Here is a 24,350-nt window from a genome sequence, read left to right as displayed (position 1 = left end):
GCATCAAACAGCACAGCCTCAAACGACACAGCATCAAACAGCACAGCACCACAGAACGGGCCCGCCGGGAACCGGCCCCGCGGGGTCGGGCCCGCCACACCGCAGGCCGGCCCCGCCGCGGGCCTTTTGGAGGACACTGTCCTTCCGGTGCGGTCCGCGCTGATTGACCGTGGCTCCGCCGCACGGGTCAAGCCCGGAATGCTGGCGGAACTCCTGGGCTCCGGCAGCGCGCGGGCCATGGTGTTGTCCGGCCGGCAGGCCCTCATCAACGGGAGCAACCTGGTCCTGCTCGACGCGGCCGAGCTCGCTAAGCACCTGCAGGGCACAGCCTACGCCCCGGACCACGTGATTTACCTCGGCTCAGCCCTGCCCGGCGCGGACCTTCCGGCAGGCACGCAACTGGTGCTCTTCCTCCTGCCGCAGCAGTTCGAGGTCCGGGCCGAGGAATTTGAAGCCCATGTGGCCGGCATCCCCGAAGGGGCGCAGTGGGCGGGGTTCCGTGATGTCGCCGCGGCCTTGAACCCCACGGACACCGCTCTCTTTGTCGAGGCCAGCGCCATCGCCAACTGGCATGCCACCCACACCCACTGCCCGCGCTGCGGCAGCGCCACCGTGCCGGAGGCGGGCGGCTGGGTGCGCCGGTGCCCCGCGGACGGTTCGGAGCATTACCCGCGCACCGATCCCGCCATCATTGTTACGGTCGTGGGCCCGGACGACCGGTTGCTGCTCGGCGGCGGCGGGCCGCTCGAGGCCCGGAACTATTCGACCCTCGCCGGTTTCGTTGAACCGGGGGAGACGCTGGAACAGGCAGTGGTCCGAGAAATCGGCGAGGAAGTCGGCGTCAAGGTCACCGCGTGCCAGTATCTCGGTTCCCAACCGTGGCCCTTCCCAGCCTCCCTCATGTTGGGATTTACAGCCACCACCGCTGATTCCACAGCCACGCCCGACGGCGTCGAAGTCACCCGGGCGCGCTGGTTCAGCCGGAGCGAATTGCAGGAGGCGGTCCTCAGCGGCGAGATCGTCATCTCCAGCAGGCTGTCCATCGCCCGCGCCCTCATCGAACACTGGTACGGGGGCATCATCCACGACCGGGTGGGCGACGTATGAGGCTCCCGTGACGCCACCCGGCACCAGCCGCACCGCGCATCCTGAACCGCGGCGCATCCACCGCACACCCTCGAACGACTGAGCAGCAACAGTGAACACAGATCTTTTCCAGTCCAGCGCTTCCCCGGCCGGCCAGCCTGACGACGGCCAGTCTGACGACGGCCAGCCGGCCGATGTGCCGGCGCCGGACACCCGCTCCCTCGAAGAGCGCATCCTCGGCGGACTCGACGCAGAACAGCGCGAAGTTGCCAGTACCCTGCAGGGGCCGATGTGCGTGCTGGCGGGCGCCGGTACCGGCAAGACCCGCGCCATCACGCACCGCATCGCCTACGGGGTGCACTCCGGTGTCTACAGCCCGCAGCGGCTTCTGGCCGTCACCTTTACCTCCCGGGCGGCCGCCGAAATGCGCAGCCGCCTCCGCGACCTGGGCGTCGGCAACGTCCAAGCCCGCACCTTCCACGCTGCCGCTCTCCGCCAGCTCCAGTTCTTCTGGCCACAGGCTGTCGGCGGCGTCCTGCCCAATCTGCTCGACCACAAGGCCCAGATGATTGCGGAGGCCGCCCGGCGGTTGCGCCTCAGCACCGACCGCGCCTCGATCCGCGATCTTGCCTCCGAGATCGAATGGGCCAAGGTTTCCATGCTGACGCCCGCCAACTACTTGGAGAAGGCGCAGGGCCGCGGCGCCCCGGGCGGCTTCGACCTGACCGCCGTCGCCCGGGTGTTCCAGTCCTACGAGGACGTCAAGACTGACCGGAACGTCATCGACTTCGAGGACGTCCTGCTGATCACCGTGGGCATCCTGCAGGAAGACCCCAAGGTCGCCGCCACCGTCCGCGAGCAGTACCGCCACTTCGTCGTCGACGAGTACCAGGACGTTTCGCCGCTGCAGCAGCGGTTGCTGGAACTGTGGCTGGGGGGCCGCGACGAACTCTGCGTCGTCGGTGATGCCAGCCAGACGATCTACTCCTTCACCGGCGCATCGCCCAAGCACCTCCTCGGCTTCAAAGCCCACTACCCTGAGGCCACCGTGGTCAAACTGATTCGCGACTACCGTTCCACTCCGCAGGTGGTGGGGCTGGCCAACGGGCTGCTTGCCGGCAGGCGCAGCGGTGGTCCCGTCGCCGACGCTGCCTGGGCCACGCCGCTTCAACTCGTGGCGCAACGCCCGCCCGGACCGGTGCCGCAATTCACGGAATGCTCCGATGACGAGGCCGAGGCCGCCACCGTGGCCGTCAAGGTGCGCGAGCTGCTCGACGCCGGCACCCCGGCCAGCCAGGTTGCCGTGCTGTTCCGCACCAACGGCCAGTCCGAGGCCTATGAGCAGGCCCTGGCCTCCGCCGGGATCGGCTACCAGCTGCGCGGCGGGGAGCGCTTCTTTGCCCGGAAGGAAGTCCGCGATGCCATCCTGCAATTGCGGGCTGCCACGCGGGCCGTCGCCGAAACCGCCAGCCCCGAGCCGTTGGGCCAGCTGGTCCGGGACATCGTCGCCTCGCTCGGTTACACGGACGCCGCCCCGCACAGCGGCGGCGCATTGCGGGAACGTTGGGAATCACTCGCGGCGCTCGTCGCACTGGCCGACGAACTGGTGATCAGCAGGGGAGGGCAGTTCACCCTCTCAGACTTCGTCAACGAGCTGCAGGAACGCTCGCTTGCCCAGCACGCCCCGACCGTCCAGGGCGTCACCCTGGCCTCCCTGCACGCTGCCAAGGGCCTCGAATGGAACGCCGTGTTCCTCGTCGGACTGAGCGAGGGGCTCATGCCGATCTCCTTCGCCGACAGCCCGGAATCCGTGGACGAGGAACGCCGCTTGTTGTACGTCGGCATCACCCGGGCCCGGGAACACCTGTTCCTGTCCTGGTCCAGTGCACGGACCCCGGGCGGGCGAGCCAACCGGAAGCCCTCGCGGTTCCTCGACGGGCTGCGGCCCGACTCGGTGGCCAGCTCCGCGGTCCGCGGCAAAGGCGCAGCCCCGCGGCGCAAGGCGGCCGTTCCGGCCACGTGCAGGGTTTGCGGAACCATGCTCACCTCCGGCGCCGAACGCAAGGTGGGCCGGTGCAACCAGTGCCCGCCCAGCTACGAGGAACAAACTTTCGACGCGCTCCGGCAGTGGCGCAAGGACGTCGCGCTGGAGGCTGATGTTCCGGCGTTCGTCGTGTTCACCGACGCCACCTTGACCGCCATTGCTGAAGCGCGGCCGGACTCCCTCGAACAGCTCGCCACCCTCCCCGGGGTGGGCCCGTCCAAATTGGAGAAGTACGGCGAGGCAGTGCTGGCAGTGCTGGTTGAAAGCACCACGCTCTGATGGCCGGTGGCGGATCCACACGGCCCGGCGGTCATGCGGGCAACCCCACAGCGCCGGCGGCCACACCGCTGACCACAGCCGACGGTGCGCCCGTGGAGGTGCGGCGCTCCGCCCGCCGCCGCCGGACCGTTGCCGCATTTTGGGAGGACGGCACCGCCGTGGTCGCCATCCCGGCCTCCTTTAGCCGCGCCCAGGAGCGCGAGTGGGTGCACCGGATGCTGGAGAAGCTCCGGCTCCAAGGGGAGCGCAGAACCCGGGGGACCGGATCGCAGAGACCCCGCAGTGATGCCGGCCTGGCCGCTCACGCCACGGCTCTTTCAGATCGGTACCTCGGCGGCCGGGCCGTACCGTCCTCGGTCCGCTGGGTGGGCAACCAGAACTCACGCTGGGGATCCGCGACGCCGTCGACCGGGACCATCCGGCTCTCAGACAACCTCCGGCCGATGCCGCAGTGGGTCATCGATTACGTGCTGTTGCACGAGCTGGCCCACCTGCTCGTCGCCAGTCACAACGCGGCCTTCTGGCGGCTGCTTGAGGCTTACCCCGAAACCGGCCGGGCCAAGGCCTTCCTGGAAGGCGTCTCGTTTGCCACGTCCCGGGGGCTGGCCTCCGGCAGCGAGGAAGACGACGTGGACGACGGCGCGGCCGCCGTCAGCTGACGCCGCCTCTGCCGTCGCTCAGTTGAAGGAACCCCCGGCGGGAACGTCGTTCCCGCCGGGGGTTCCGGTGCCCCGCGGCTAGGACTGGGGCTTGTCGTCCTCACCGGGTGCGTCGTCGGTTCCGGGCTTATCGGGCTCGGCAGGCCCGTTCTGCTCCCCGGATCCGTCGTCGGCTGCGCCGGAATTGTCGGGTTCGTCAAAACCGCCGCTAAGCAGCTTCTGCAGCGCGTCGTCGACCTCGGTGTCGCTGGCTTCCGCGAGCTTCCTGCGTTCGCTGAAGCCCTTGGGATCTTCCAGATCTTCGGCGGTGGGCAGCAGATCGGGGTGCTGCCAGATCGCATCACGGCCGTCGATTCCACGTTCGTCCTTGAGTAAGGCCCATAGAGCGGCCGCTTCCCGGAGCCGGCGGGGACGCAGTTCCAAACCAACGAGGGATGAAAACGCGTGTTCGGCCGGTCCTCCGGTGGCGCGGCGGCGCCGAACCGTTTCGCGCAGAGCAGCAGCCGACGGCAGCAGCTTCTCGGTGGCGGCCCAGCTGAGTTCATCGACCCACCCTTCCACGAGGGCAAGGGCGGTCTCCAACTTTTCCAGTGCCTGATCCTGCGCGGGGGTCCGCTGCGGCATAAACACGCCCTGCGACAACGCTTCCTGGATGCCCTCCGGGTTGCCCGGATCCAGCTCCCGGGCAAGCTCTTCGATCTTTGAGGTGTCGATGTGGATGCCCCGGGCATACGCTTCGATGGCGCCGAGGAGGTGCCCCCGCAACCAGGGGACTTGAACGAACAACCGCGCGTGGGCTGCCTCCCGGACAGCCAGGAACAACCTGATGTCGTTCTCCGGGAGACTGAGGCCTTCACCGAATTTCGCGACGTTGGAGGGCAGCAGCGCCATTTCAAGGTCGGCGAGCGGAACGCCGATGTCCGTTGAGCTGACTACCTCGGCCGAGAGCGCGCCAATGGCCTGGCCCAGCTGCATGCCGAAAATCGCCCCGCCCATGTTCTGCAGCATGGAAGATGCGCCGCCCATCATGGATTTCATTTCCTCCGGCATCTGCTCCGTCATGGCGGTGGAGAGGGCATTGGCGACGCTGTTGGCGACCGGCTCGGTAAGCCGCTTCCAAGTGCCGAGTGTCTCTTCGACCCACTCGGCCCGTGACCAGGCACGGCCGATAAGTCCGGTGGCCGGCAGGCCGGTGACTTGGTCCAACCACAGTTCGGCGAGACGCAACGCCTCATCGACCTCGCGTGTCTGCTGTGCCGTGACGGACGGGTCGGAACTGCTCGCGGCCACCCGCCGGGCGTTCTCGTGCGCCAGCTGCCAGTTGACGGGCCCGTCCGAGGATGCACTCATCATGGCCTGGACCTGAGCGAACATCTGGGCGAGCAGGTTGGGATCCTCCGGTAAACCGGCGGCCTTGGCCAACTCCGTAGGGTCGATGTTCCCCATGCCCTGGCCGCCCATCAGATTCTTGAGCATTTCTGCCAACGGATCCTTCGGTTCCTCGTCGCCGTTGGACGGATTGAGTGGGTTGGAGGTCATGATCCCGCCGATCGATCGGTGTGGCTGCTTCTTCCGTTCACGGTACCCCGCAGCCAACGGGCTGTCTGCTGAAACCCCGCGACGTTCGCTGTCGGCAAAGAGCCACCGCTGCAGCCGAGCGCGTAGTGTTAGAAGCTGGAATATTGGCAGACGGAAACCGCAGCGCAAGCCGCGGACGCGGTGCGCTGTTTGGGGGTCCACAGGTTCCCGGAGCGCCGGCACGGAGAGGTCCTTCATTGACGATAACTCAGGGTGAGCACCCCGCCAGCGGGCAGTCTGCCGGCCAGCCGCGCCGCCGTCGGGCCTTCACCGCCGGATCAGGCCAGGACCGCAGACAGGACAAGCGGGCTTCGGCGATGCTCGTCTCCGGGCTGCTCGCGCTGGGACTGGGCGTCACCGCTTTGTCCCTTCCTGTGCCCTATGTTGTGGAGTCGCCCGGTCCCACGTTCAATACCCTGGGCAAGGACAACGGCACGCCGGTCATCAGCGTCACGGGCCATGAGTCCTTTCCGGCCAAGGGCAACCTGGACTTGACCACGGTCTACGTCGACGGCGGTCCCAATGGGCCCGTGACAGTCTTCGAGGCGTTCTCTGCCTGGCTTAGCGGCGCCAAGGCCGTCTACCCCGAGGAACTCATCTTTCCCACCGGCGTAACGAAGGAGCAGTCCCAGCAGGAAAGCGCCGTCGCCATGACCACCTCACAGGAGAATGCCGTCGCGTCAGCGCTCACCGAACTAAGCATCCCGTTCGAGCAAAAAATGCAGATCGCGGCCATCCCGGAGGGCTCCGCCTCCGCCGGCAGGCTCCAGGAAAACGATGTGCTCGTGTCCATCAATGGCAAGCCGGCGACCGCGTTGAGCGTCGTGCAGGCCGAACTGGCGGCCGGCAGCGGCGCCCCGGTGGATCTCGTCGTCGACCGCGACGGCAGCGACGTTCCCGTCAGCATCACGCCCTCCAAGACTCCGGCCGGCCGGTTCATCCTGGGGGTCATGCTGCAGTACAAGTTCAATTTTCCCTTCGACGTGAAAATCTCCTTGGACAAGGTGGGCGGTCCCAGCGCCGGAATGATGTTCGCACTGGGCATCGTGGATACCGTCACTCCGGGCGACCTGACCGGCGGCAAACACGTCGCCGGCACCGGGACGATCACCCCGGACGGTGCCGTGGGACCGATTGGCGGCATCGGCCAGAAGATGCACGGTGCACGGTCCGGCGGTGCCACCTTGTTCCTGGCTCCGGCCGCCAACTGCGATGACGTCGTCGGTCACATCCCGGACGGACTGCAGGTGGTCAAGGTCGAAACCCTCACCGACGCGCGGAAGGCGGTGGAGCTCGCGGCGTCCGGGGCCGACACATCAGGGCTTCCGGTTTGTTCCACCGACTAGACTGGCCGCGGAACTAAGATCCACTGCCACTCGTGGCACTTTATGACGGCATTCGCCCTGCCGGGGCAGCGCCGGTGGCGGCTATGATTCAGCAACCCAGGTTGCAAAATCGGACCGCCGCACCCATAACTAAAAACCCAGTAACTGACGACCAGCTATGAGGTACCACGTTTGTCCCGTCCCGCCAGCACCGTCCCACCCGGAAGACCACAACAACGAAGAGGCGCCCTGACGCCGACGTTGATTGTTGTGGCCATAATCGTCGTCGGCTTCATCTTCTTCGCCAATGTCTGGACGGACGTCCTTTGGTACCAGCAGCTGGGCTTTTTTGAAGTTTTCCTGACCGAAAACCTGTCACGCATCGCCATCTTCCTGGCCGGGTTCGCGCTCATGTTCGGCGCCGTCTTCTTCGCCATCCGCATCGCGTACCGGTCCCGTCCGGTGTACGCGCCGGACTCGGAGATCCGGGATAACCTGAACCGCTACCAGATGCAGCTTGAACCGATCCGCCGCGTCGTCATGATCGGCCTGCCCGTCCTCTTCGGGCTGTTCGCCGGAAGCGCCGCGGCCAGCCAGTGGCAGAAGGTGCTCCTGTTCCTGCACCAGGAGCCTTTCGGTCAGACCGATCCGCAGTTCGGCCTCGACATCAGCTTCTACCTGATGACCCTGCCGTTCCTGGGCTTTGTCACGGGATTCCTGATCAGCGTCGTCATCGTCGCCGGTATCGCCGGCGTCCTGACGCATTATCTCTATGGCAGCGTCCGGATCATGGAACGCGGCATCTTCACAAGCCGGGCAGCGCAGATCCACCTCGCCGTCTCCGGCGCGGCGTTCCTTCTCCTGCTCGGCGTCAATTTCTGGCTCGACCGGTACTCCTCCGTGCAGAACAGCGGCGGGCGTTGGGCCGGGGCGCTCTACACGGACGTCAACGCTGTCATTCCCACCAAATCCATCCTGGCCGTCGCCGCAGCCCTCGTCGCTGTGCTGTTCATCGTCGCTGCCGTGATCGGGAAGTGGCGGCTGCCCGTCATCGGCACCGCCATGCTGGTCATCACCGCCATCCTGGCCGGCGGGGTCTACCCGTGGGTCATCCAGCAGTTCCAGGTCCGCCCCTCGGAGCAGACGTTGGAAAAGAAGTACATCGAGCGCAACATCAGCCTGACCCGCTCCGCGTACGGCCTGGATAAGATCCAGGAAACCCGGTACAACGCCACCACCAACGCCACCAGTGGCGCACTGGCCCCCGACGCGCAGACCACAGCCAACATCCGGCTGCTGGATCCAAACCTGATCTCGGATGCGTTCTCCCAGCTCGAGCAGTACCGGCCGTACTACCAGTTCCCAAGCGCACTGAACGTGGACCGCTACGAGGTGGATGGCAAGATCCAGGACACCGTCATTGCGGTCCGCGAACTCAATCCGGACGGGCTGAGCGCCAATCAGCAGTCGTGGCTGAACCGGCACGTCGTCTACACCCACGGCTACGGCATTGTCGCTGCGAAGGGCAACAAATTCACTGTGGACGGCAAGCCCGACTTCCTGCAGTCCGGAATCCCGTCCACCGGCGTGCTCGGCGATGATTCGACCTATCAGCCGAGGGTCTACTTCGGTGAGAACTCGCCTGACTACTCCATCGTCGGTGCACCCGAGGGTGCGCAGCACCGCGAGCAGGACCGGCCCGCCGCCAAAGAGGGCGACGGCGAAACGCAGTACACCTTCACGGGCGACGGCGGCCCGAATGTGGGCAGCTTCTTCAACAAAGTCCTCTACGCGATCAAGTTCCAATCCTCGGACATGCTGCTCTCCGACGGTGTGAACGCCGAGTCCCAGATCCTCTACGACCGCAATCCCCGCGATCGCGTCGAGAAAGTTGCCCCGTACCTCACGGTGGACGGCAACGCCTACCCGGCCGTCGTGGACGGGCGGGTGAAGTGGATCGTGGATGGCTACACCACCAGCCAGTACTACCCCTACTCCCAGCAGGAGCAGCTCTCGGCGGCCACCACGGATTCCCAGACGACCTCCGGGCGGACAGCCTCTTTGCCGAATACCTCCGTTAATTACATCCGCAACTCGGTCAAAGCCACCGTGGATGCCTACGACGGTAAAGTCACGCTCTACGCCTGGGACGACCAGGATCCGGTCCTGAAGGCGTGGCAAAACATTTTCCCCACGTCGCTGAAGCCGTACTCGGAGATGTCCGGGGCGCTCATGAGCCACGTGCGCTACCCGGAGGACCTTTTCAAGGTCCAGCGGGAACTGCTGGGCCGCTACCACGTCACCCAGGCGGACAATTTCTACACGAACAACGATGCCTGGAGCGTCCCGAACGATCCAACGGTTCAGGATGATGTTAAGCAGCCGCCCTACTACATGTCCCTGAAGATGCCGGACCAGGACAAGCCGGCCTTCCAACTGACCTCGTCCTTTATCCCGCAGGTGGTCAACGGGGCGGCCCGTAACGTGCTGTACGGCTTCCTGGCCGCCGACTCCGACGCCGGCAACCAGAAGGGCGTGAAGGCCGAGAGCTACGGCCAGCTGCGGCTGCTGCAGATCCCGCCGGAAGCGAATGTGCCCGGCCCCGGCCAGGCCCAGAACAAGTTCAACTCGGACCCGACCGTCTCGCAGGCGCTGAACCTGCTGCGCCAGGGTGCGTCGGCGGTGCTCAACGGCAACCTGCTGACCCTGCCGGTGGGCGGCGGCATGGTGTATGTCCAGCCCGTCTATTTGCGGTCCACGGGGGAGACGTCCTATCCCACGCTGCAGCGCGTGCTGGTGGCATTTGGTGACAAGATCGGCTTCGCCCCGACCCTGGATGAAGCCCTGAACCAGTTGTTCGGCGGCGAGTCCGGAGCCAGCGCGGGCGATTCTGCCAACAATGGGCAGACCCCGGACACGACGGCGCCGGGCGGCACCACGCCAGCCCCGGGCACCACGGACGCCAAGGCGGAGCTGAAGGCAGCACTGGATGAGGCAAACGCCGCGATCCGGGCCGGCCAGGATGCCCTCGCCAAGGGTGACTTTGCGGCCTACGGTGACCAGCAAAAGAAGCTCTCCGCGGCCCTCCAGCGGGCCATCGACGCCGAGGCAAAGATCGCAACGCCGGTCCCCGCCCCATCGGCGACGCCGACCCCGGGGGCCACCCAGCCGGCCGCCACACCGGCACCGACCCCCAGCGGCTGACGCAGGCCAGCTGAACCGGTCCCGGGCCGGGTTTGCGCTTCTTCGGAGCGCGAACCCGGCCTTTTCGCGCTCAGGCGGCAGATGCCCCCGGACAGCGACCTGTCCCGGCCGGAGCCAGGGAGACGCACATCACGGGTCTCCAATTTGGCCTCATGTCCGCCGGCAGGTAGAGTTGATCTTGCGACGCGGGGTGGAGCAGTTCGGTAGCTCGCTGGGCTCATAACCCAGAGGTCACAGGTTCAAATCCTGTCCCCGCAACTGAGGAAAAGGTCCGGAACACTTCCAAGTGTTCCGGACCTTTTCGTTTAACCGCGCCCGGGTGGAGTCAGGGCGGCCGCTGGCGTTCGTGACTCCACCCGGGCGCGGGCTGGTCCGGGTGGCGCGAAAAGTACGGTAGTGTTGATCTTGCGACGCGGGGTGGAGCAGTTCGGTAGCTCGCTGGGCTCATAACCCAGAGGTCACAGGTTCAAATCCTGTCCCCGCAACTGAAGAAGAAAAGGAAAGGCCTGGATCTGACGATCCGGGCCTTTCCTTTTCTTACGTTTCCTTATCCGTCCTTGAGCCGCTGGTAGGTCTCCAGCGCCCTGGCGCGGGATTCCGGCAGCCCGACAATCGGCTCAGGGTAATCGGTGGACAAGAGGCCGGCTTTCCAGGGTTCGTGGATGGTCTTCTCGTCCAGCCCGGACAGCTCGGGCAGGTATTCGCGCAGGTAGCGGGCGCCGCCGTCGAACTTTTTGCTTTGGGTGACCGGGTTGAAGATCCGGAAGTACGGTGACGCGTCGGCTCCGGATCCTGCCACCCACTGCCAGTTCGCCGGATTACTTGCTGCGTCGGCGTCCACGAGGGTGTCCCAGAACCAGGCCTCGCCAAGCCGCCAGTCGGCCAGCAGGTTCTTGACCAAAAAACTTGCAGCCGCCATCCGGACGCGATTGTGCATCCAGCCGGTTTGCCAGAGCTGGCGCATTCCGGCGTCGACCAGCGGATATCCGGTCCTGCCTTGCTGCCAGGCGGCCAGTTCAACGTCGGACGGCGCCCGCCAGGCAAAACGGTCAAATTCGGGCCGGTAATTCCGGGTCGCCAGGTGCGGGTTCTCGTACAGCAGTTGCCAGCAGAACTCCCGCCAGCCCAGTTCGGCGCGGAAGATTCCGACGTCGGCCGGCGCCGCGGGCCCAAAGTGGTCCCGCAGCGCGTGCCAGACCCGGAACGGGCTGATTTCGCCGAACCGCAGGTGGGCGGAGAGCCGGCTGGTGCCCTCGACCCCGGGGATATTCCGGCCGGTGCCGTACTCCTTGACGGGGCCGTCGAGGAAGTCCTCAAGCCGCTGCCAGGCACCGGCTTCACCGGGCTGCCACGTACGGGCGAGGCCGGCGCTCCAGTCCGGACTGTGCGGGAGCAGACCCCAGCGCCCGAGCGGGTCGCTGGCCGGAAGGTTTCCTGCCTCGTCCACGGCCGGGGCAGGGAGGCGCTCCGGGGCGTCCAGCGGGAGGCGGGGCTCCGGAGCCTCCATGCAGGCCCGCCAGAAAGGCGTGAAGACCTTGTACGGCCCGCCGGCGCCGGTCCGGACCGTCCACGGCTCAAACATCAGGTTCGCCTGGAAGCTGGCAGCGTTGAGGCCTTCCTCGGCGGCCCATGCCTTGACGCCGGCGTCTACCTCGCGTTCCGGGTGCCCGTAGCGGCGGTTCCAGAGCAGCGTTGATGCACCGGTTTCCTGGGCAAGGGCCCGGATGACGCCCGCGGCTGCGCCGCGGCGCAGCACCAGACGGGAGCCTGCGGCCTCAAGCCCGGCGGACAGTGCGGCCAGGGAGTGGTGCAGCCACCATTTCGTGGCGCCGCCCAAGGGCCTGATGCCGGGGGAGGACTCATCCAGGACATACACCACGGTCAGCGGCTGACCCAGGGAGGCCGCCTCGGTCAGGGCCGGGTTATCGTCCAGCCTCAGGTCGTCGCGGAGCCAGACAAGGGTCGAAGAAGGAGTTCCCGAAGACATGGACCAACGGTACACGGGAGCCGGGCAGCCTCCCGGCAGCCCCGCTGTTTGGCGCGACGAAAGCCGGGTCTGCCGACTGTCAGAAGACGGTCGGCAGACCCGGCCTGGGCGGATCAAGCTCGCGGCGGACACCCGCCGGGGGCGGTTACAGCTTGTCGAAGTCCGCTTCGTCGACCGTGGAGCCGGCGGTCCGGCCCTCACCGGCGCCAATGGCGGCAGGGGCGCCGCCGGACTTCAGCGCGGCAAGCCTGGCCTCGATCTCGGTCTGTTCGCCAAGGTCCTCCAGTGAGTTGAACTGGGCGTCAAGGCTTGAGGCTGAAAGTTCCTGCTGGCCGCGGACCTTGGCCTCCTCGCGGCGGATTTTTTCCTCGAAGCGGCCCACCTCGGATGTCGGGTCCATGAAATCGATGCTCTTCAGGGCGTCGTGCACCTGGCTCTGCGCCGCAGCCGTCTTGGAGCGGGCCACCAGCTCGTTGCGCTTGCTGGTGAGCTCGTTGAGCTTACCCTTCATCTGGTCCAGGCCATGCTTGAGCTTGTCCACGACCTCGGTCTGGGAGGCGATGCTCGGCTCAGCGGACTTGGCCTCGTTCTCCGCGGACATCTGGCGCTGGAGCGCTACTTTGGCCAGGTTGTCGAACTTCTCAGCGTCGGCGGAGTCGCCTTTGGAGCGGTATTCATCGGCTTTGCGGGACGCAGCCAGGGCTTTCTTGCCCCAGTCCTGGGCGTTCTTGATGTCCTCGTTGTAGTCATCCTGCAGCATCCGCAGATTGCCGATGGTCTGCGCGACGGCGGACTCCGCCTCGGCGATGTTGTTGGTGTAGTCCCGGACCATCTGGTCCAGCATCTTCTGCGGGTCCTCTGCCTGATCCAGCAGGGAATTGATGTTGGCCTTCGCCAGCTGCGCCATGCGGCCGAAAATGGACTGCTTCATGGTGTTACCTTTCGTCCTGCTCAGTGGTTTCCACTGAATTTCGGTGAACAGTGAAATGTACCGCTTCTATCCGCCGGCCGGGAAAGTATCCCGCGGCGCCTAGTCTGTAGGGCCCTCCCTGTCGGGCCCGGTAGGTGGCCGGACTCCCGGTCAGAAGTCGCCGCCGCCGCCGCCGTCCCCGCCCCAGCCGCCGCCGGCGTCCCCTCCGCCGCCGAAGCCGCCGCCGGAGTCCCCGCCGCCGCCCCAGCCGCCTCCACCACCGCCGTTGAGGATGGAATTAATCAGGATGCCGCCGAGGATGGCACCGCCAAGGCCCCCGCCGCCGCCGCCTCCAAACATTCCCCCGCGGCCGTAGCCCTGGTTGGCGTAGCCGCCGAAGTGATCGACATCGGACTGGGCCAGCTGCGCTGCCTGGGCCGCAAGGGTGTGGGCCTGTTGCGCGTACTGCAGGGCAGTAACAGGGTCGTTGCGGGAAATGGACAATGCGTAGTCCAGGTTCCGCTGGGATTCCGCCAGCCGGGTCCTGGCCTCGGTCCCCACGCCGCCGCGGCGGGCGGTGATGTAGTCCGAGGTGGCACTGATCTGAGCCTGTGCCGACATGATGGTCTGCTGCAGGGACGCCTGCGCGCGGCGCGCCTGCTCCTGCTGGTCACGGATCCCGGACAGGGCCCCGTCCAATGACTGGTGCGCCGTCCCGACCCGCTCCAAGGTGGCGATCGGGTCAATTTTTCCTGCCTGGATTTCGGCTTTGACCCGCGCCAGTGCGGCCTCCACCGCGGCAACCGGTCCGGCGAGTTCCGGGTGCGCCCCGGACTGGATAATCGCCCGGGCCTGTGCCAGGTCCTGGGAGGTGTCGACGACGGCGGACTCCAGTCCGTTTCGCGCCTCGTCCAGGTTTCCGGCCACCTTGGTGATGGCACTGATCAGCACGTTGGTCTGGTGCAGGCTCTCTTCCGCGGCCCGCACGGCGACGGCGGCCAGGCTTGCCTCGCCGGCGCTGAGCTTGTCCTGGGCCGCGTCCGAGGCGTTTTGCACAAAATCAAGACGCTCCTTGGCCTGGTTGATGTTGTCGCCCACTTGCACGAGAGCGCTCTCGGCGTACTTGGCGCGCAACTCCGAGAGCGACTGCTCGGCGCTGGCGATCCTGGCTTGCGCCTCGGCAGCTCCGGCGCGGACCGCAGCCAACGCCTGCGGGGCGTTCTTTTCCAGCTCGCGGAGCGAATCGAAGTCCGCTTTCTGCTCCCGGAGGGAGGTAAGGGCCGCCTCGGAACGGCGGATGATCTCACCGAGCCAGGAGCGTTGCTGCTCTTCGGTATCCGGGATGTGGTCATCGAGCTGTTGCTGCAGTTTGAAGGATTCCGACATGTGGCCTTTGGCGTCCTGCAGGGCCTTGGTGAAGTTCCCGACGGCAGTATCGCCGTACTGCGCCTGCGCGAAGCCGAGCTCCTGCTCACTGGACTTGATGGCGTCGTCGGCCTCGATCAGCAGTGAGCCGCTCTTGCGGCGCAGTTCCTCGACGGTGAGGCCCGCGAGCGGATCCAGCTCCGCGCCCTGCGGACCATTTTCCCTGCCGGTTCCCGCGGCTGCCTTCCTCCTGCGGTTGCGCAGGAACAGGTACGCGCCCGCGCCGCCGGCCGCGACGACTCCGACGCCAACGAGGACGGCGTTGCCGGCGCCGCCCTCTGACGGCACGGTGCCCTTGCCTCCGCCGGCGGCGTCACCGATGGCTGCCGCGCTGTCGATGGCGGCCTTCGCATAGTCCCCGTTGCGGAGGTTCGGATCAATGGCGCTGGAGACGATAGTGTCGCGCTGGGCGTTGGTGATCTTGCTGTTGGATGGCTTGCTCAGCTGGTACTGCCGGGTGTCCGTGGCTACCGTCAGCAGCATGGCATTCGCGCCGAGGCTTGCTTTTTCCGCAACAGCATTGGCCCAGGCAACGCGGTCCGTGGGGTTCTCGAATTTCTTGACGTACACGACGTGGTAGGTCATGGCGTGGTCGGAGCCCAGCTGCTTGATGGCCTGCTCCACGTCACCGCGCTGGCCGCCCAGCACTCCGGCGGAATCGACAACCTTCGTGACGGGGTCGAGAGCCACCGGATCTTCAGCGAGGGCCGGAGCGGCAGGGAGTGCCAGAAGTCCGGCGACGCCCAGAACCGCGAGGAGACGTTTATACGTAGACCGCATGTGCAACCCTTCAGCACTTCTGCGACCAGTTCAGGCCGAACCGGTCGTCACAGAATGCGCCAGCGCCCCCACGCAGATGTAAAGCCGCAGGTCGCTGTGGCAATTCCCGTTGATTCTATGGTGCACCAAATACACCGTCTACCGGCGGGAATATGCCACCAGCGAAAAGCGCTGAGGCGGTTGCGGTGGCGCCCCCAAAGGTGATGCCAAACCTCCAGCAACCTCCCAGCAAACGTGCGCTCTAGTATCAGTGTGATCGTCCATAGTTAATGCAGACGAGGATGAAAGGAAGTCTTATGACTGAGAACCCAGAGCAGGGCACCTCACCAGAGAACCGGGACCCGGCCACACCGAACGAGGGTGCCCCGGCGCACCCGCAGGCTGTGCCCTCGCCGGACTCAGCGCACGAGAACCCGACACTCCGGCTGGACCGGGCCGGGAATTCCCCGCACCCGGTGTACCCGCAGCACCAGCCGTCCTACGGCCGCCCGGCGGAGACCCAGCAGTTTGGCGCCCCGCCGACCTACCCCCAGCACAGCCAAGGCGCATACGGACAGCAGCACCAAGGCAGCTACGGCGGCAACCAGCCCGGTTCCCCCTATGCGTCCAATCCCGCGCACGCTCCCAGACGCAAAGCCGCCTTCGGCGTTCCCACTCTTGTGGCCAGCATCCTGGCCGCCGGACTCGTTGGTGGCGGCGTGGTCGCCGGGACCTCCGAGCTGCTGGGCGACCGGTCACCTGCATCGGTGGGAACCAGCAGCAACAGCCAGGCAGGCCCTGTCATTGTCAATAACAGGGACGACGTGAACGCGATCACCGCGGCCGCCATGAAGGCCAGCCCAAGCGTGGTCACCATCAAGGCCACGAGCGGCAGTGAGGGCGGCACCGGCTCCGGCATCATCCTGGACACTGACGGCAACGTGCTCACGAACACCCACGTGGTGACCCTCGACGGCACGGCGGCCAACGCCGCCATCGAGGTCCGGCTGAGTGACGGAAAGGTCTACAACGCGAAGATCGTGGGCACGGATCCGCTGTCCGATCTCGCCGTCGTCAAAATCCAGGGCGCTACGGGTCTGGTTCCGGCCGTTCTGGGCGACTCGGGCAAGCTGAACGTCGGCGACACTGCTGTCGCCATCGGTTCTCCCCTCGGCCTCACCGGGACGGTGACCGACGGTATCGTCTCGACGCTCAACCGCACCATCAGCGTGGCTTCCTCGGCCGCGCCGAAGGATGGGGCGGACAACTCCCAGGGCGGCGGCCAGGGCTTCCAGTTTGCCCCGCCGGACGGCGGGCAGGGTCAGAGCACCGCCAACCAGGGAAGCATTTCGATCAACGTGATCCAGACCGACGCCGCCATCAACCCGGGCAACTCCGGTGGCGCCCTGGTCAACACCAAGGGCGAGATCATCGGCGTCAACGTGGCGATTGCTTCGGCCGGCGGCGACTCCGCGAGCAGCGGAAACATCGGTGTCGGGTTCAGCATCCCGATCAACCACGCCAAGCGCGTGGCGCAGGAGATCATCAACACCGGCAAGGCGACGCACGGGCAGTTCGGCGTCAGCGTCAAGCAGAAGTCGGCAAGCGCGTCGGCTTCCGGCTTCTCCGTCGGTGCAGAAGTGGCCACCGTAGAGGCCGGCTCTGCCGCCGACAAGGCGGGCATCAAGGTCGGCGATGTCGTAACGAAGTTCCAGGACCTCACCATCAGCGATCCGAACCAGCTGACTGCGGCAGTCCGCGAACAGGCTGCCGGTGCTGCAGTGAAGGTGACAGTGCTCCGCGGAGGCAAGCAACAGCAGCTCGACGTTACCCTCGGCACAGCGGCAGATCAGTAAAAACAGAGCAGCAGAAACAGATCAGTAGTTAAAGCGGCAGGACCAGCAAAAGAAAGCCGGCACGTCCCTCGGGCCGGGCAGCGCCACCAGGTGCCGCCCGGCCCTTGCCGTGCTGCGCAACCTGCCCGCGCCTGCGCTCCCCGATATGGTTAGCTAGGAGCAACCCGGCACGCCGGGCGCTTCGCGGCCACGACCCCACCCGGCTGGCTGTCCACCCGCATGGAAGGCTGCTGTAAACACAGTGGAAGAGACATTGAAGATCATTGTGCTGGTCAAACACGTCCCGGACGCCCAGTTCGACCGGCACCTCACCGGCGAGGCGAACACAACGGACCGCACCGAAAGCATCCTGTCCGAACTCGACGAATACGCCCTCGAGGCGGCCCTGCAGCTGATCGAGGCCCGCGGCGGGGAAGCGGCCGGCCACAAGGTCATCGCCCTGAGCATGGGCCCGGCCGGCGCGGTCAACGCCGTGAAGAAGTCCCTGCAGATCGGCGCCACCGAGGGCGTCCACCTCATGGACCAGGCGCTCGCCGGCTCCGACGCCGCAGCCACCTCACTGGCGCTGGCCGCAGCCGTCCGCCACCTCGGCGCGGAAACACCGGTGGACCTTGTCCTCACCGGCATGGCCTCCACCGACGGCGAAACTTCGCTGGTGCCGGCCCAGCTGGCGGAACGGTTGGACCTGCCGCAGGTCACCTTCGCCTCGTCCCTGGAACTCGATGGCACCCGGCTCACCGCCCGGCGCGACGGCGATGCCCACGCGGAGACCGTCGAAGCGACGCTGCCTGCACTCGTCTCGGTCACGGACCAGATCAATGACCCCCGGTACCCGAATTTCAAGGGCATCATGGCGGCCAAGAAGAAAACGATCACCACCCTGGGCCTCGCCGACATCGGCGTTGACCCGTCGCAAGTTGGGCCATCCGGCTCCTGGACCGCCGTCGAATCCGCTGAGGCGCGCCCGGCGCGCACCGCCGGAACCATCATCACCGACGAGGGGGACGCCGGCATCAAGCTGGTTGACTTCCTGGCCGCCCAGAAGATGCTTTAAGGGGATCGCACACCATGGCAAAAGTACTCGTATTCATTGACAACCCGGGCCAGGTCCTCAAGAAGTCCAGTCTGGAACTGCTCACCATTGCCCGGTCTTTGGGCGAACCGGCGGTCGCGCTGAACGGTGAACTGCACGACGACGTCGCAGCGGCCCTGGGCGCCTACGGGGTTCAATCCCTGTACCGGCCCTCCGCTGCGGACCTGAATGACTACCTCGTCGGCCCGAAGGCCTCCTACCTGGCAGCAGCCGTGCAGACGGCCGATGCCACCATCGTCCTGACCGAGAACTCGGCAGAAGCCCGCGAAGTCGCTGCCAGGCTCGGCATTAAACTCGGTGCCGGGGTCATCACCGACGTCGTCGCAGTGGACCCGGACGGCACGGCGCACAAATCCGTGCTGGCAGGTTCGTACACCACCGCTGCCAAGGCCACGACGCCGGTCACTGTCCTGACAGTTAAGGCCAACAGCGTCACCCCGGAACCCGCGGTTACCGGCACGGCCCCGGTCACCTCCACCGTCCGGGTGCCGGACACCGCCGCTGCGGCGTCAGCCAGGATCACGGCCCGCAATGAGAAGCCCGCCAGCGGCCGCCCTGACCTCGCGGAGGCGCGGATCATCGTGGCTGGCGGCCGGGGCGTCGACGGCAATTTCGGCCCCCTCGAAGACCTCGCCGATGCCCTGGGCGCAGCGATCGGCGCCTCCCGTGCCGCAACTGACGCCGGCTGGATCGGCCACGACGCGCAGGTCGGCCAAACCGGCAAGACCGTTTCACCGCAGCTGTATATCTCTGCGGGAATATCCGGGGCCATCCAGCAAAAGGCCGGCATGCAGACCGCCAAAGTGATCGTCGCCGTGAACAAGGACGCGGAGTCACCCATTTTCGAGATCGCCGACTTCGGCATCGTGGGGGACCTGTTCCAGGTTCTTCCGCAGGCCACCGAAGAAATCAAGAAGCGCCGGGGCTGAGCTCTTGAACTCCTCCGCCGCCCTGGCACAAAGCCCGTTCGATCCGGCCCACCACCGGATCGAACGGGTGCTTTGTTTTGCTGCCCATCCTGACGACCTCGATTTCGGCGCCGCCGGCACAATCGCCGCCTGGACCGCTGCAGGGGTGCAGGTCAGCTACTGCATCATGACCGACGGTGACGCGGGAGGGTTCGACCCCGGCCAGCGGGACGAGATTGCCCGGCTCCGGATTGAGGAACAACGCCGCGCCGCCGCCCTCGTCGGGGTGACGGACATCCACTACCTGCATGAGCGCGACGGATACCTCGAGGCCTCACACAGCGTGATTCGCGACGTCGTGCGGCTGATCCGCATGCTGCGGCCCGACGTCGTGCTTTCCATGCACCCGGAACGGAACTGGGCGCGGATCCAAAAGAGCCATCCGGACCACTTGGCGGTGGGGGAGGCCGTGACCCGTGCGGTCTATCCGGCGCTGGAGAATCCGTTCGCTTATCCGGAGCTCGCCGAGGCCGGGCTGGAGGCCTACAAGCTGCCGTGGTTGTGGCTCTTCGCGGGGCCGGATGAGCGGGACAACCACGTCATGGATGTCACCGACCACGTAGAGGCCAAGCTCGCCGCGATCCATGTCCATGTCAGCCAGCATCCTGATCTTGAGGCCATGGACCGCACCGTTCGGGGACTGATGCTCCGCACCGCGGAGCGGGCCAACCTGCCATCGGGCCGGAGCGCCGAGGCCTTTCATGTCGTAGCTGTCAACGGCCCCGGCACCATCGCCGGGTTCTAGTGTTGCCCCCTGCCGCCCTCTCCCATAAGCTGGCCTCTGTTTAAATCATATTTAATTGAGGAAGGCAGGCTTTAATGGCGAAGACTGCGCAGCACCCCGTACTGGTCATCATGGGCGTCTCCGGGTCGGGTAAATCGACGGTCGCCGGTCTGTTGGCCAGCCGTCTGGGCTGGGACTTTGCCGAAGGCGATGACCTGCATCCCGCGTCCAATGTGGCAAAGATGCATGCCGGGCAGCCGTTGACCGACGAGGACCGCTGGCCGTGGTTGGAGAGTATCGCCGGCTGGATCCGGCAGCACACCGCATCCGGAACCCCCGGCGTCGTCACCTGTTCGGCGCTCAAGAAGCGCTACCGGGACGTCCTGCGCGGGGAGGGCGTGGTGTTCGTGTTCCTCGATGGCAGCAAGGAGCGGATCTCGGACCGGCTTGCGGCCCGGCACGGGCATTTCATGCCCCCGGCCCTGCTCGAGTCCCAGTTCGAGGCGCTCGAAGCGCCGACCGGGGAGGAAAACTTCATCAACCTCAGCGTCAGCCTGGCGCCTGCGGACGAAGCGCAGGAGATCATCGACCGGCTGCACCTCGCCGCCAGCGATGCCGCGACGCCGTAGTCCGTCGCCACGTCCAGCACCGACATTCCAGCTAGGAACACCTTGTGAACTCCCTCTCCATCCTGCAGTTTCCGGCTGCCATCGAAGCCTGGTCCGGCCTCGACACACGTCTTCTCGCGGTCACTGCCGTGGGCATCGCACTCATCGTGGTGCTGATCACCAAGTTCAAGCTCCACCCTTTCCTCGCGCTCATTCTCGGGTCGGCATTCGTGGGCCTTGCCGCCGGCGTGGACCCGGGCCTGGTCATCAAGAACTTCGAAGAGGGGGTGGGCGGAGTCCTGAAGGAAGTCGGGCTGCTGATAGCGCTCGGAGCCATGCTTGGCAAGCTGCTGGCGGACTCCGGCGGCGCGAACCGGGTGGTGGACACTCTCTTGGCCAAGGCCACAGGGAACGAGGTCACAGGGGTGGCCACGGGCAAACGGGCCGCTAGACGGACGGTCTGGGCGATCACGCTCGTCGCAGTCATCATCGGCCTCCCGATGTTCTTCGAAATCGGGCTCGTCCTGTTGCTGCCGGTCATCGTCCTGGTCACGCAGCGCTCCAAAATGCCGCTGATGCGGATCGCCATTCCCGCCCTGGCCGGCCTTTCCGTCCTGCACGGACTCGTGCCCCCGCACCCGGGACCTTTGATCGCGATCAGCGCCGTCAAGGCCGAACTCGGGACCACATTGGCTTTGGGCCTTCTGGTCGCCGTCCCCACGGTTATCATCTGCGGGCCGTTGTTCTCCCGGTTAGCTGCCACGTGGGTTCCTGTGGGGGCGCCTGCTGTCGCCGGCGGCATTGACACACAGCACGGAGCGGACATGGACGGCGTCAAACGCCCGCCGAGCTTCCTCGTGACGCTGCTGACCATCATTTTCCCGGTGGTGCTCATGCTCCTCAAAGCCGTCGGCGACATCATGTGGCCCGAGGCCGCCACTGCACCGTGGATCCGGACGTTCTTCGATTTTGTCGGCCAGCCCCTGGTCGCCATGACTCTGGCCGTGCTGCTGGCCATCTTCACGTTTGGGTATGCGGTGGGGTTCACAGGCAACAAGATCACCAGCAAGATCGGCGCCAGCCTGGCCCCCATCGCCGGGATCATGCTGATCGTAGGTGCCGGCGGAGGTTTCAAACAGACCCTGATCGGCGCCGGCGTGGGTAACTCGGTCAAGAAGTGGGCTGAGGGCACCAACATGTCCGTGCTCCTGCTGGGCTTCATCGTGGCGGTCGCACTGCGCCTTGCCACCGGCTCCGCCACCGTGGCCACCGTGACGGCGGCGGGAATCGTAGCGCCCCTGGCAAGCTCGCTCACGCCGACCCACGCCGCGCTGCTGGCCCTCGCCATCGGCGCGGGCTCGCTGTTCCTCTCGCATGTCAACGACGCCGGGTTCTGGCTGGTGAAAGAGCTGTTCGGACTCACCGTCGGCCAGACTTTCAAGACCTGGTCCGTGATGGAGACCCTGATTTCCCTGGTGGGCTTCGGGTTCATCATGCTGCTCTCGGTCATCATCTAGCCGGATCCGGCCGGCGCCCGGACCGGGCCTCAAACGCCAGAAGCCGCGCAGGCCTTGAACTCCAGAGGAGGACAAGGCCTGCGCGGCGTTATTGGACGATCTACCGGAACTAGGCGTTCAGCGGTGCAGCCGCCACTGTCGGCATGGTCGGCGATTCGGAGCCACCGGCCGGTTCCACCGTGATCCCGAGCGCCGCTGCGGTGCTGATGCCCTTGACGACAGCCGGCTTGGACAACGCCTCCGCGTCCATCAGGCCTTGGGAGACGGGCGCCGAGCCATCCTTGGGGATGAGCCACATCTGGTAGACCTTGCCGGCCGGCGGCGCCGGGACATCGTTCATCTTTACGACGATCGCGTCCTTCGAGCTTGACACGGACACGGTGGCCGTACCGCCGCCGATGACGTCGACCGTGGCCCGGCGGATATCGTTGGCCTGCAGTACCTGGTTCAACGGATCATTCTGGTTCGCCACATAGGCGCCGACACCGACTCCACCGACCGCGATGGCAGCTGCAGCAGCCACCCCCACCAGCCAGTTGCGCATTCCCTGCGGACGGCGACGCTCCTCGCGGCGTCTCCGGGCCGCCCCGAGTTCGTCGCTGGCGGAAAGTTCGGATGGCTCCCTGACGGGCCGGGCCACCACCGGCGGAGCGGCCGGCATGCCGGGCCGCGGTTGCCCATACGGCGCGGCGGACACGTCCTGGGCGGGTAGGGCTGCCAGAATACGGTCCAGCAGGCCGGCCGGCGGTTCTTCCTCCACTGTGAAGCTGGTGGCCAGCGTTTCCCGGGTCTGCCGGACGCGCTCATCGAACGCGTCCCGTTCAGCCGGCGGGGCGACGGCGATGTGAGCCTCGATGGCCGCGCGCTCGGCGTCGTCCACGGCATTCAGGGCATACACCTCAGAGAGGTCGGCAGCCCGCCCCGACGCAAGGTCGGTGGCAATGTCGGCTGCAAAGCCGCCGGGCACGCGGCCGTTGTTCTGCGCATTAATGTCGGTCATCTCAACTCACCCCCAGACAGGTCTTGAGACGGATCAGTCCGTCACGGATTCGGGATTTGATGGTGGGAACCGCAGCATTGAGCCTCTCCGCGACTTCCCGGTAGGTGAGGCCACCGTAGTAAGCGAGCCGCACGGATTCCTGCTGTGTATCGGTCAGCGTCTGCAGGCACCGGACCACGGCCTCGGCCTCGAGCCGGCTGCCCACCTCGTCGGAGACGGAGTCGTGGTCGATGTCCTGGCTGCTGGCGCCGTACTTTGCCTCCCTGTCGGTCGACGACTGGGAGCTTCTAACTTTGTCCACGGCCCTGCGGTGCGCGATGGTCATGAGCCACGCCAGCGGGCTGCCGGCCTCGGGATTGAACTTGGCGGCATTCTGCCAGACCTGGAGGAAGACCTCCTGGGTGGTGTCCTCGCTCAGTTCGACGTCGATCAACACCCGCCGGGCCATGCCGAAGACGCGCCGGGACGTGAGATCGTAGAACTCGGCGAAGGCTGCCTGGTCACCGCGCGCAACCTGCCCCAGCAGCGCGGCAAGCCGGCGGTTCACGTCGGCTGGCGTGCCTGGGGGAGCGGCAGCCTCGGGGTTCGGGGCGTTGGGAGTTTCCATCACCTTCAAGCATAGGGTGCCCGCCGCCCGCCGTGGGTCAAGACAGGCACTTGACGGGGCAGGAACAGCTCCGGCACGCCGGTGGTGGGACCGGTCCACTAGCAAGGATGTCCTCACCTGCGGCTCCTTTCGCGTTCCCGTGCACCCGCTGATTGGAAGGCGCTTCAGAAGTAATTCGGGACCGCCGGGCAGCCGGATGGGCCGGGCGCCGCAAAAGTTACGGCGGACGCGGCGGTTACCGCCGGGCTCCGGCGAATCCGTTCTGTCGCCAGGCTTCGTAGACCGCGATGGAGGCTGCGTTCGCGAGGTTTAAGGAACGCAGCGCGGGAAGCATCGGCAGCCTGACGCGGGACGTAACATGCCGGTCGTGCTTGAGTTCTTCCGGGAGGCCGACGGACTCGCAGCCGAACATCAGCACGTCCCCGGGACGGTAGCTGATATCGGTGTAGGAGGTTTCGCCGTCGGACGTGAACGCGAAGACGCGTTCCGGTGCGAGAGCAGCCCAGGCAGCGTCCATGTCCGGGTGGACGGTCACGACGGCGAGGTCGTGGTAGTCCAGGCCGGCACGGCGCAGCTTCGCGTCGGAGAAATCAAAGCCCAAGGGCTCGACCAGGTGCAGTTCGGCTCCGGTGATGGCAGCCAGGCGGATGGCGTTGCCCGTATTACCGGGGATTTCGGGGGCATGGAAGAGGATGCGGAACACCCACCCATCCTAGCGAGC

Annotated in this window: 18 protein-coding genes and 2 tRNA genes; 13 read left to right on the top strand and 7 right to left on the bottom strand. The window is 66.3% G+C overall.

Going from position 1 to position 24,350, the window contains the following annotated elements; translation table 11 throughout:
- The first annotated feature begins 126 nt into the window (after window positions 1-126).
- From nudC to VUN84_12800, 3 genes are all read left to right on the top strand, one after another.
- Entirely contained in the window at window positions 127-1,107 is a 981-nt protein-coding gene (nudC, locus tag VUN84_12810) for an NAD(+) diphosphatase (protein XAS65854.1), read from the top strand.
- A 175-nt stretch (window positions 1,108-1,282) separates the two neighbouring features.
- Window positions 1,283-3,409, top strand: a complete 2,127-nt coding sequence (locus VUN84_12805) for an ATP-dependent DNA helicase UvrD2 (GenBank protein XAS65853.1) — start codon at window positions 1,283-1,285, stop codon at window positions 3,407-3,409.
- Window positions 3,409-4,068 (top strand): YgjP-like metallopeptidase domain-containing protein, encoded by a 660-nt coding sequence (locus VUN84_12800; GenBank protein ID XAS63178.1) that lies wholly within the window; start codon window positions 3,409-3,411, stop codon window positions 4,066-4,068. The genes VUN84_12805 and VUN84_12800 overlap by 1 nt, the downstream gene beginning before the upstream one ends.
- A gap of 78 nt (window positions 4,069-4,146) precedes the next feature.
- Here the strand turns inward: VUN84_12800 and VUN84_12795 are convergent, their stop codons facing one another.
- Entirely contained in the window at window positions 4,147-5,607 is a 1,461-nt protein-coding gene (locus VUN84_12795) for a zinc-dependent metalloprotease (GenBank protein ID XAS63177.1), read from the bottom strand.
- A 236-nt stretch (window positions 5,608-5,843) separates the two neighbouring features.
- Here VUN84_12795 and VUN84_12790 point away from each other — a divergent pair, with 236 nt between their 5' ends.
- From VUN84_12790 to VUN84_12775, 4 genes are all read left to right on the top strand, one after another.
- Window positions 5,844-6,992, top strand: a complete 1,149-nt coding sequence (locus tag VUN84_12790; protein ID XAS63176.1) for a S16 family serine protease — start codon at window positions 5,844-5,846, stop codon at window positions 6,990-6,992.
- Window positions 6,993-7,163: 171 nt separating this feature from the next.
- Window positions 7,164-10,175 carry a UPF0182 family protein gene (locus VUN84_12785; GenBank protein ID XAS63175.1) on the top strand — a complete coding sequence of 1,004 codons (3,012 nt, stop codon included), beginning with the start codon at window positions 7,164-7,166 and terminating at the stop codon, window positions 10,173-10,175.
- A gap of 184 nt (window positions 10,176-10,359) precedes the next feature.
- Window positions 10,360-10,433, top strand: a tRNA-Met gene (locus VUN84_12780).
- A 153-nt stretch (window positions 10,434-10,586) separates the two neighbouring features.
- Window positions 10,587-10,660, top strand: a tRNA-Met gene (locus tag VUN84_12775).
- A 62-nt stretch (window positions 10,661-10,722) separates the two neighbouring features.
- On the opposite strand, the gene VUN84_12770 is transcribed toward VUN84_12775, so the two are convergent.
- The 3 genes from VUN84_12770 to VUN84_12760 form a co-directional block, all read right to left on the bottom strand.
- Window positions 10,723-12,162 carry a deoxyribodipyrimidine photo-lyase gene (locus VUN84_12770; GenBank protein ID XAS63174.1) on the bottom strand — a complete coding sequence of 480 codons (1,440 nt, stop codon included), beginning with the start codon at window positions 12,160-12,162 and terminating at the stop codon, window positions 10,723-10,725.
- Window positions 12,163-12,307: 145 nt separating this feature from the next.
- The gene (locus VUN84_12765) at window positions 12,308-13,093 is read right to left on the bottom strand and encodes a PspA/IM30 family protein (GenBank protein ID XAS63173.1); all 786 of its coding nucleotides are present in this window, start codon (window positions 13,091-13,093) and stop codon (window positions 12,308-12,310) included.
- 150 nt (window positions 13,094-13,243) lie between these two features.
- Window positions 13,244-15,277, bottom strand: a complete 2,034-nt coding sequence (locus VUN84_12760; GenBank protein ID XAS63172.1) for a TPM domain-containing protein — start codon at window positions 15,275-15,277, stop codon at window positions 13,244-13,246.
- A 296-nt stretch (window positions 15,278-15,573) separates the two neighbouring features.
- Between VUN84_12760 and VUN84_12755 the strand changes: the two genes are divergently transcribed.
- The 6 genes from VUN84_12755 (at window position 15,574) to VUN84_12730 (ending at window position 22,022) form a co-directional block, all read left to right on the top strand.
- On the top strand, window positions 15,574-17,112 hold the full coding sequence (locus tag VUN84_12755; protein XAS63171.1) for a trypsin-like peptidase domain-containing protein: 1,539 nt from the start codon (window positions 15,574-15,576) through the stop codon (window positions 17,110-17,112).
- 253 nt (window positions 17,113-17,365) lie between these two features.
- On the top strand, window positions 17,366-18,166 hold the full coding sequence (locus VUN84_12750; protein XAS65852.1) for an electron transfer flavoprotein subunit beta/FixA family protein: 801 nt from the start codon (window positions 17,366-17,368) through the stop codon (window positions 18,164-18,166).
- 14 nt (window positions 18,167-18,180) lie between these two features.
- Window positions 18,181-19,134, top strand: a complete 954-nt coding sequence (locus tag VUN84_12745) for an electron transfer flavoprotein subunit alpha/FixB family protein (GenBank protein ID XAS63170.1) — start codon at window positions 18,181-18,183, stop codon at window positions 19,132-19,134.
- A 4-nt stretch (window positions 19,135-19,138) separates the two neighbouring features.
- On the top strand, window positions 19,139-19,918 hold the full coding sequence (locus VUN84_12740) for a PIG-L deacetylase family protein (protein XAS63169.1): 780 nt from the start codon (window positions 19,139-19,141) through the stop codon (window positions 19,916-19,918).
- 74 nt (window positions 19,919-19,992) lie between these two features.
- Window positions 19,993-20,526 (top strand): gluconokinase, encoded by a 534-nt coding sequence (locus VUN84_12735; protein XAS63168.1) that lies wholly within the window; start codon window positions 19,993-19,995, stop codon window positions 20,524-20,526.
- 44 nt (window positions 20,527-20,570) lie between these two features.
- Complete coding sequence (locus VUN84_12730; protein XAS63167.1) at window positions 20,571-22,022, top strand: gluconate:H+ symporter; 1,452 nt, start codon at window positions 20,571-20,573, stop codon at window positions 22,020-22,022.
- A gap of 109 nt (window positions 22,023-22,131) precedes the next feature.
- Here VUN84_12730 and VUN84_12725 read toward each other — a convergent pair whose 3' ends face one another.
- The 3 genes from VUN84_12725 to VUN84_12715 form a co-directional block, all read right to left on the bottom strand.
- A complete protein-coding gene (locus VUN84_12725; GenBank protein XAS63166.1) occupies window positions 22,132-23,022 on the bottom strand; it encodes an anti-sigma factor in 891 nt (296 codons plus the stop codon).
- Between the two features lies 1 nt (window position 23,023).
- Window positions 23,024-23,629, bottom strand: a complete 606-nt coding sequence (gene sigK, locus VUN84_12720; protein ID XAS63165.1) for an ECF RNA polymerase sigma factor SigK — start codon at window positions 23,627-23,629, stop codon at window positions 23,024-23,026.
- 235 nt (window positions 23,630-23,864) lie between these two features.
- Window positions 23,865-24,332 carry a tRNA (cytidine(34)-2'-O)-methyltransferase gene (locus VUN84_12715; protein ID XAS63164.1) on the bottom strand — a complete coding sequence of 156 codons (468 nt, stop codon included), beginning with the start codon at window positions 24,330-24,332 and terminating at the stop codon, window positions 23,865-23,867.
- Window positions 24,333-24,350: the final 18 nt, after the last annotated feature.

The sequence above is a fragment of the Micrococcaceae bacterium Sec5.8 genome (genome assembly GCA_039636775.1).
Lineage (GTDB): Bacteria > Actinomycetota > Actinomycetes > Actinomycetales > Micrococcaceae > Arthrobacter.
This window is presented reverse-complemented; position numbering and strand designations above follow the sequence as displayed.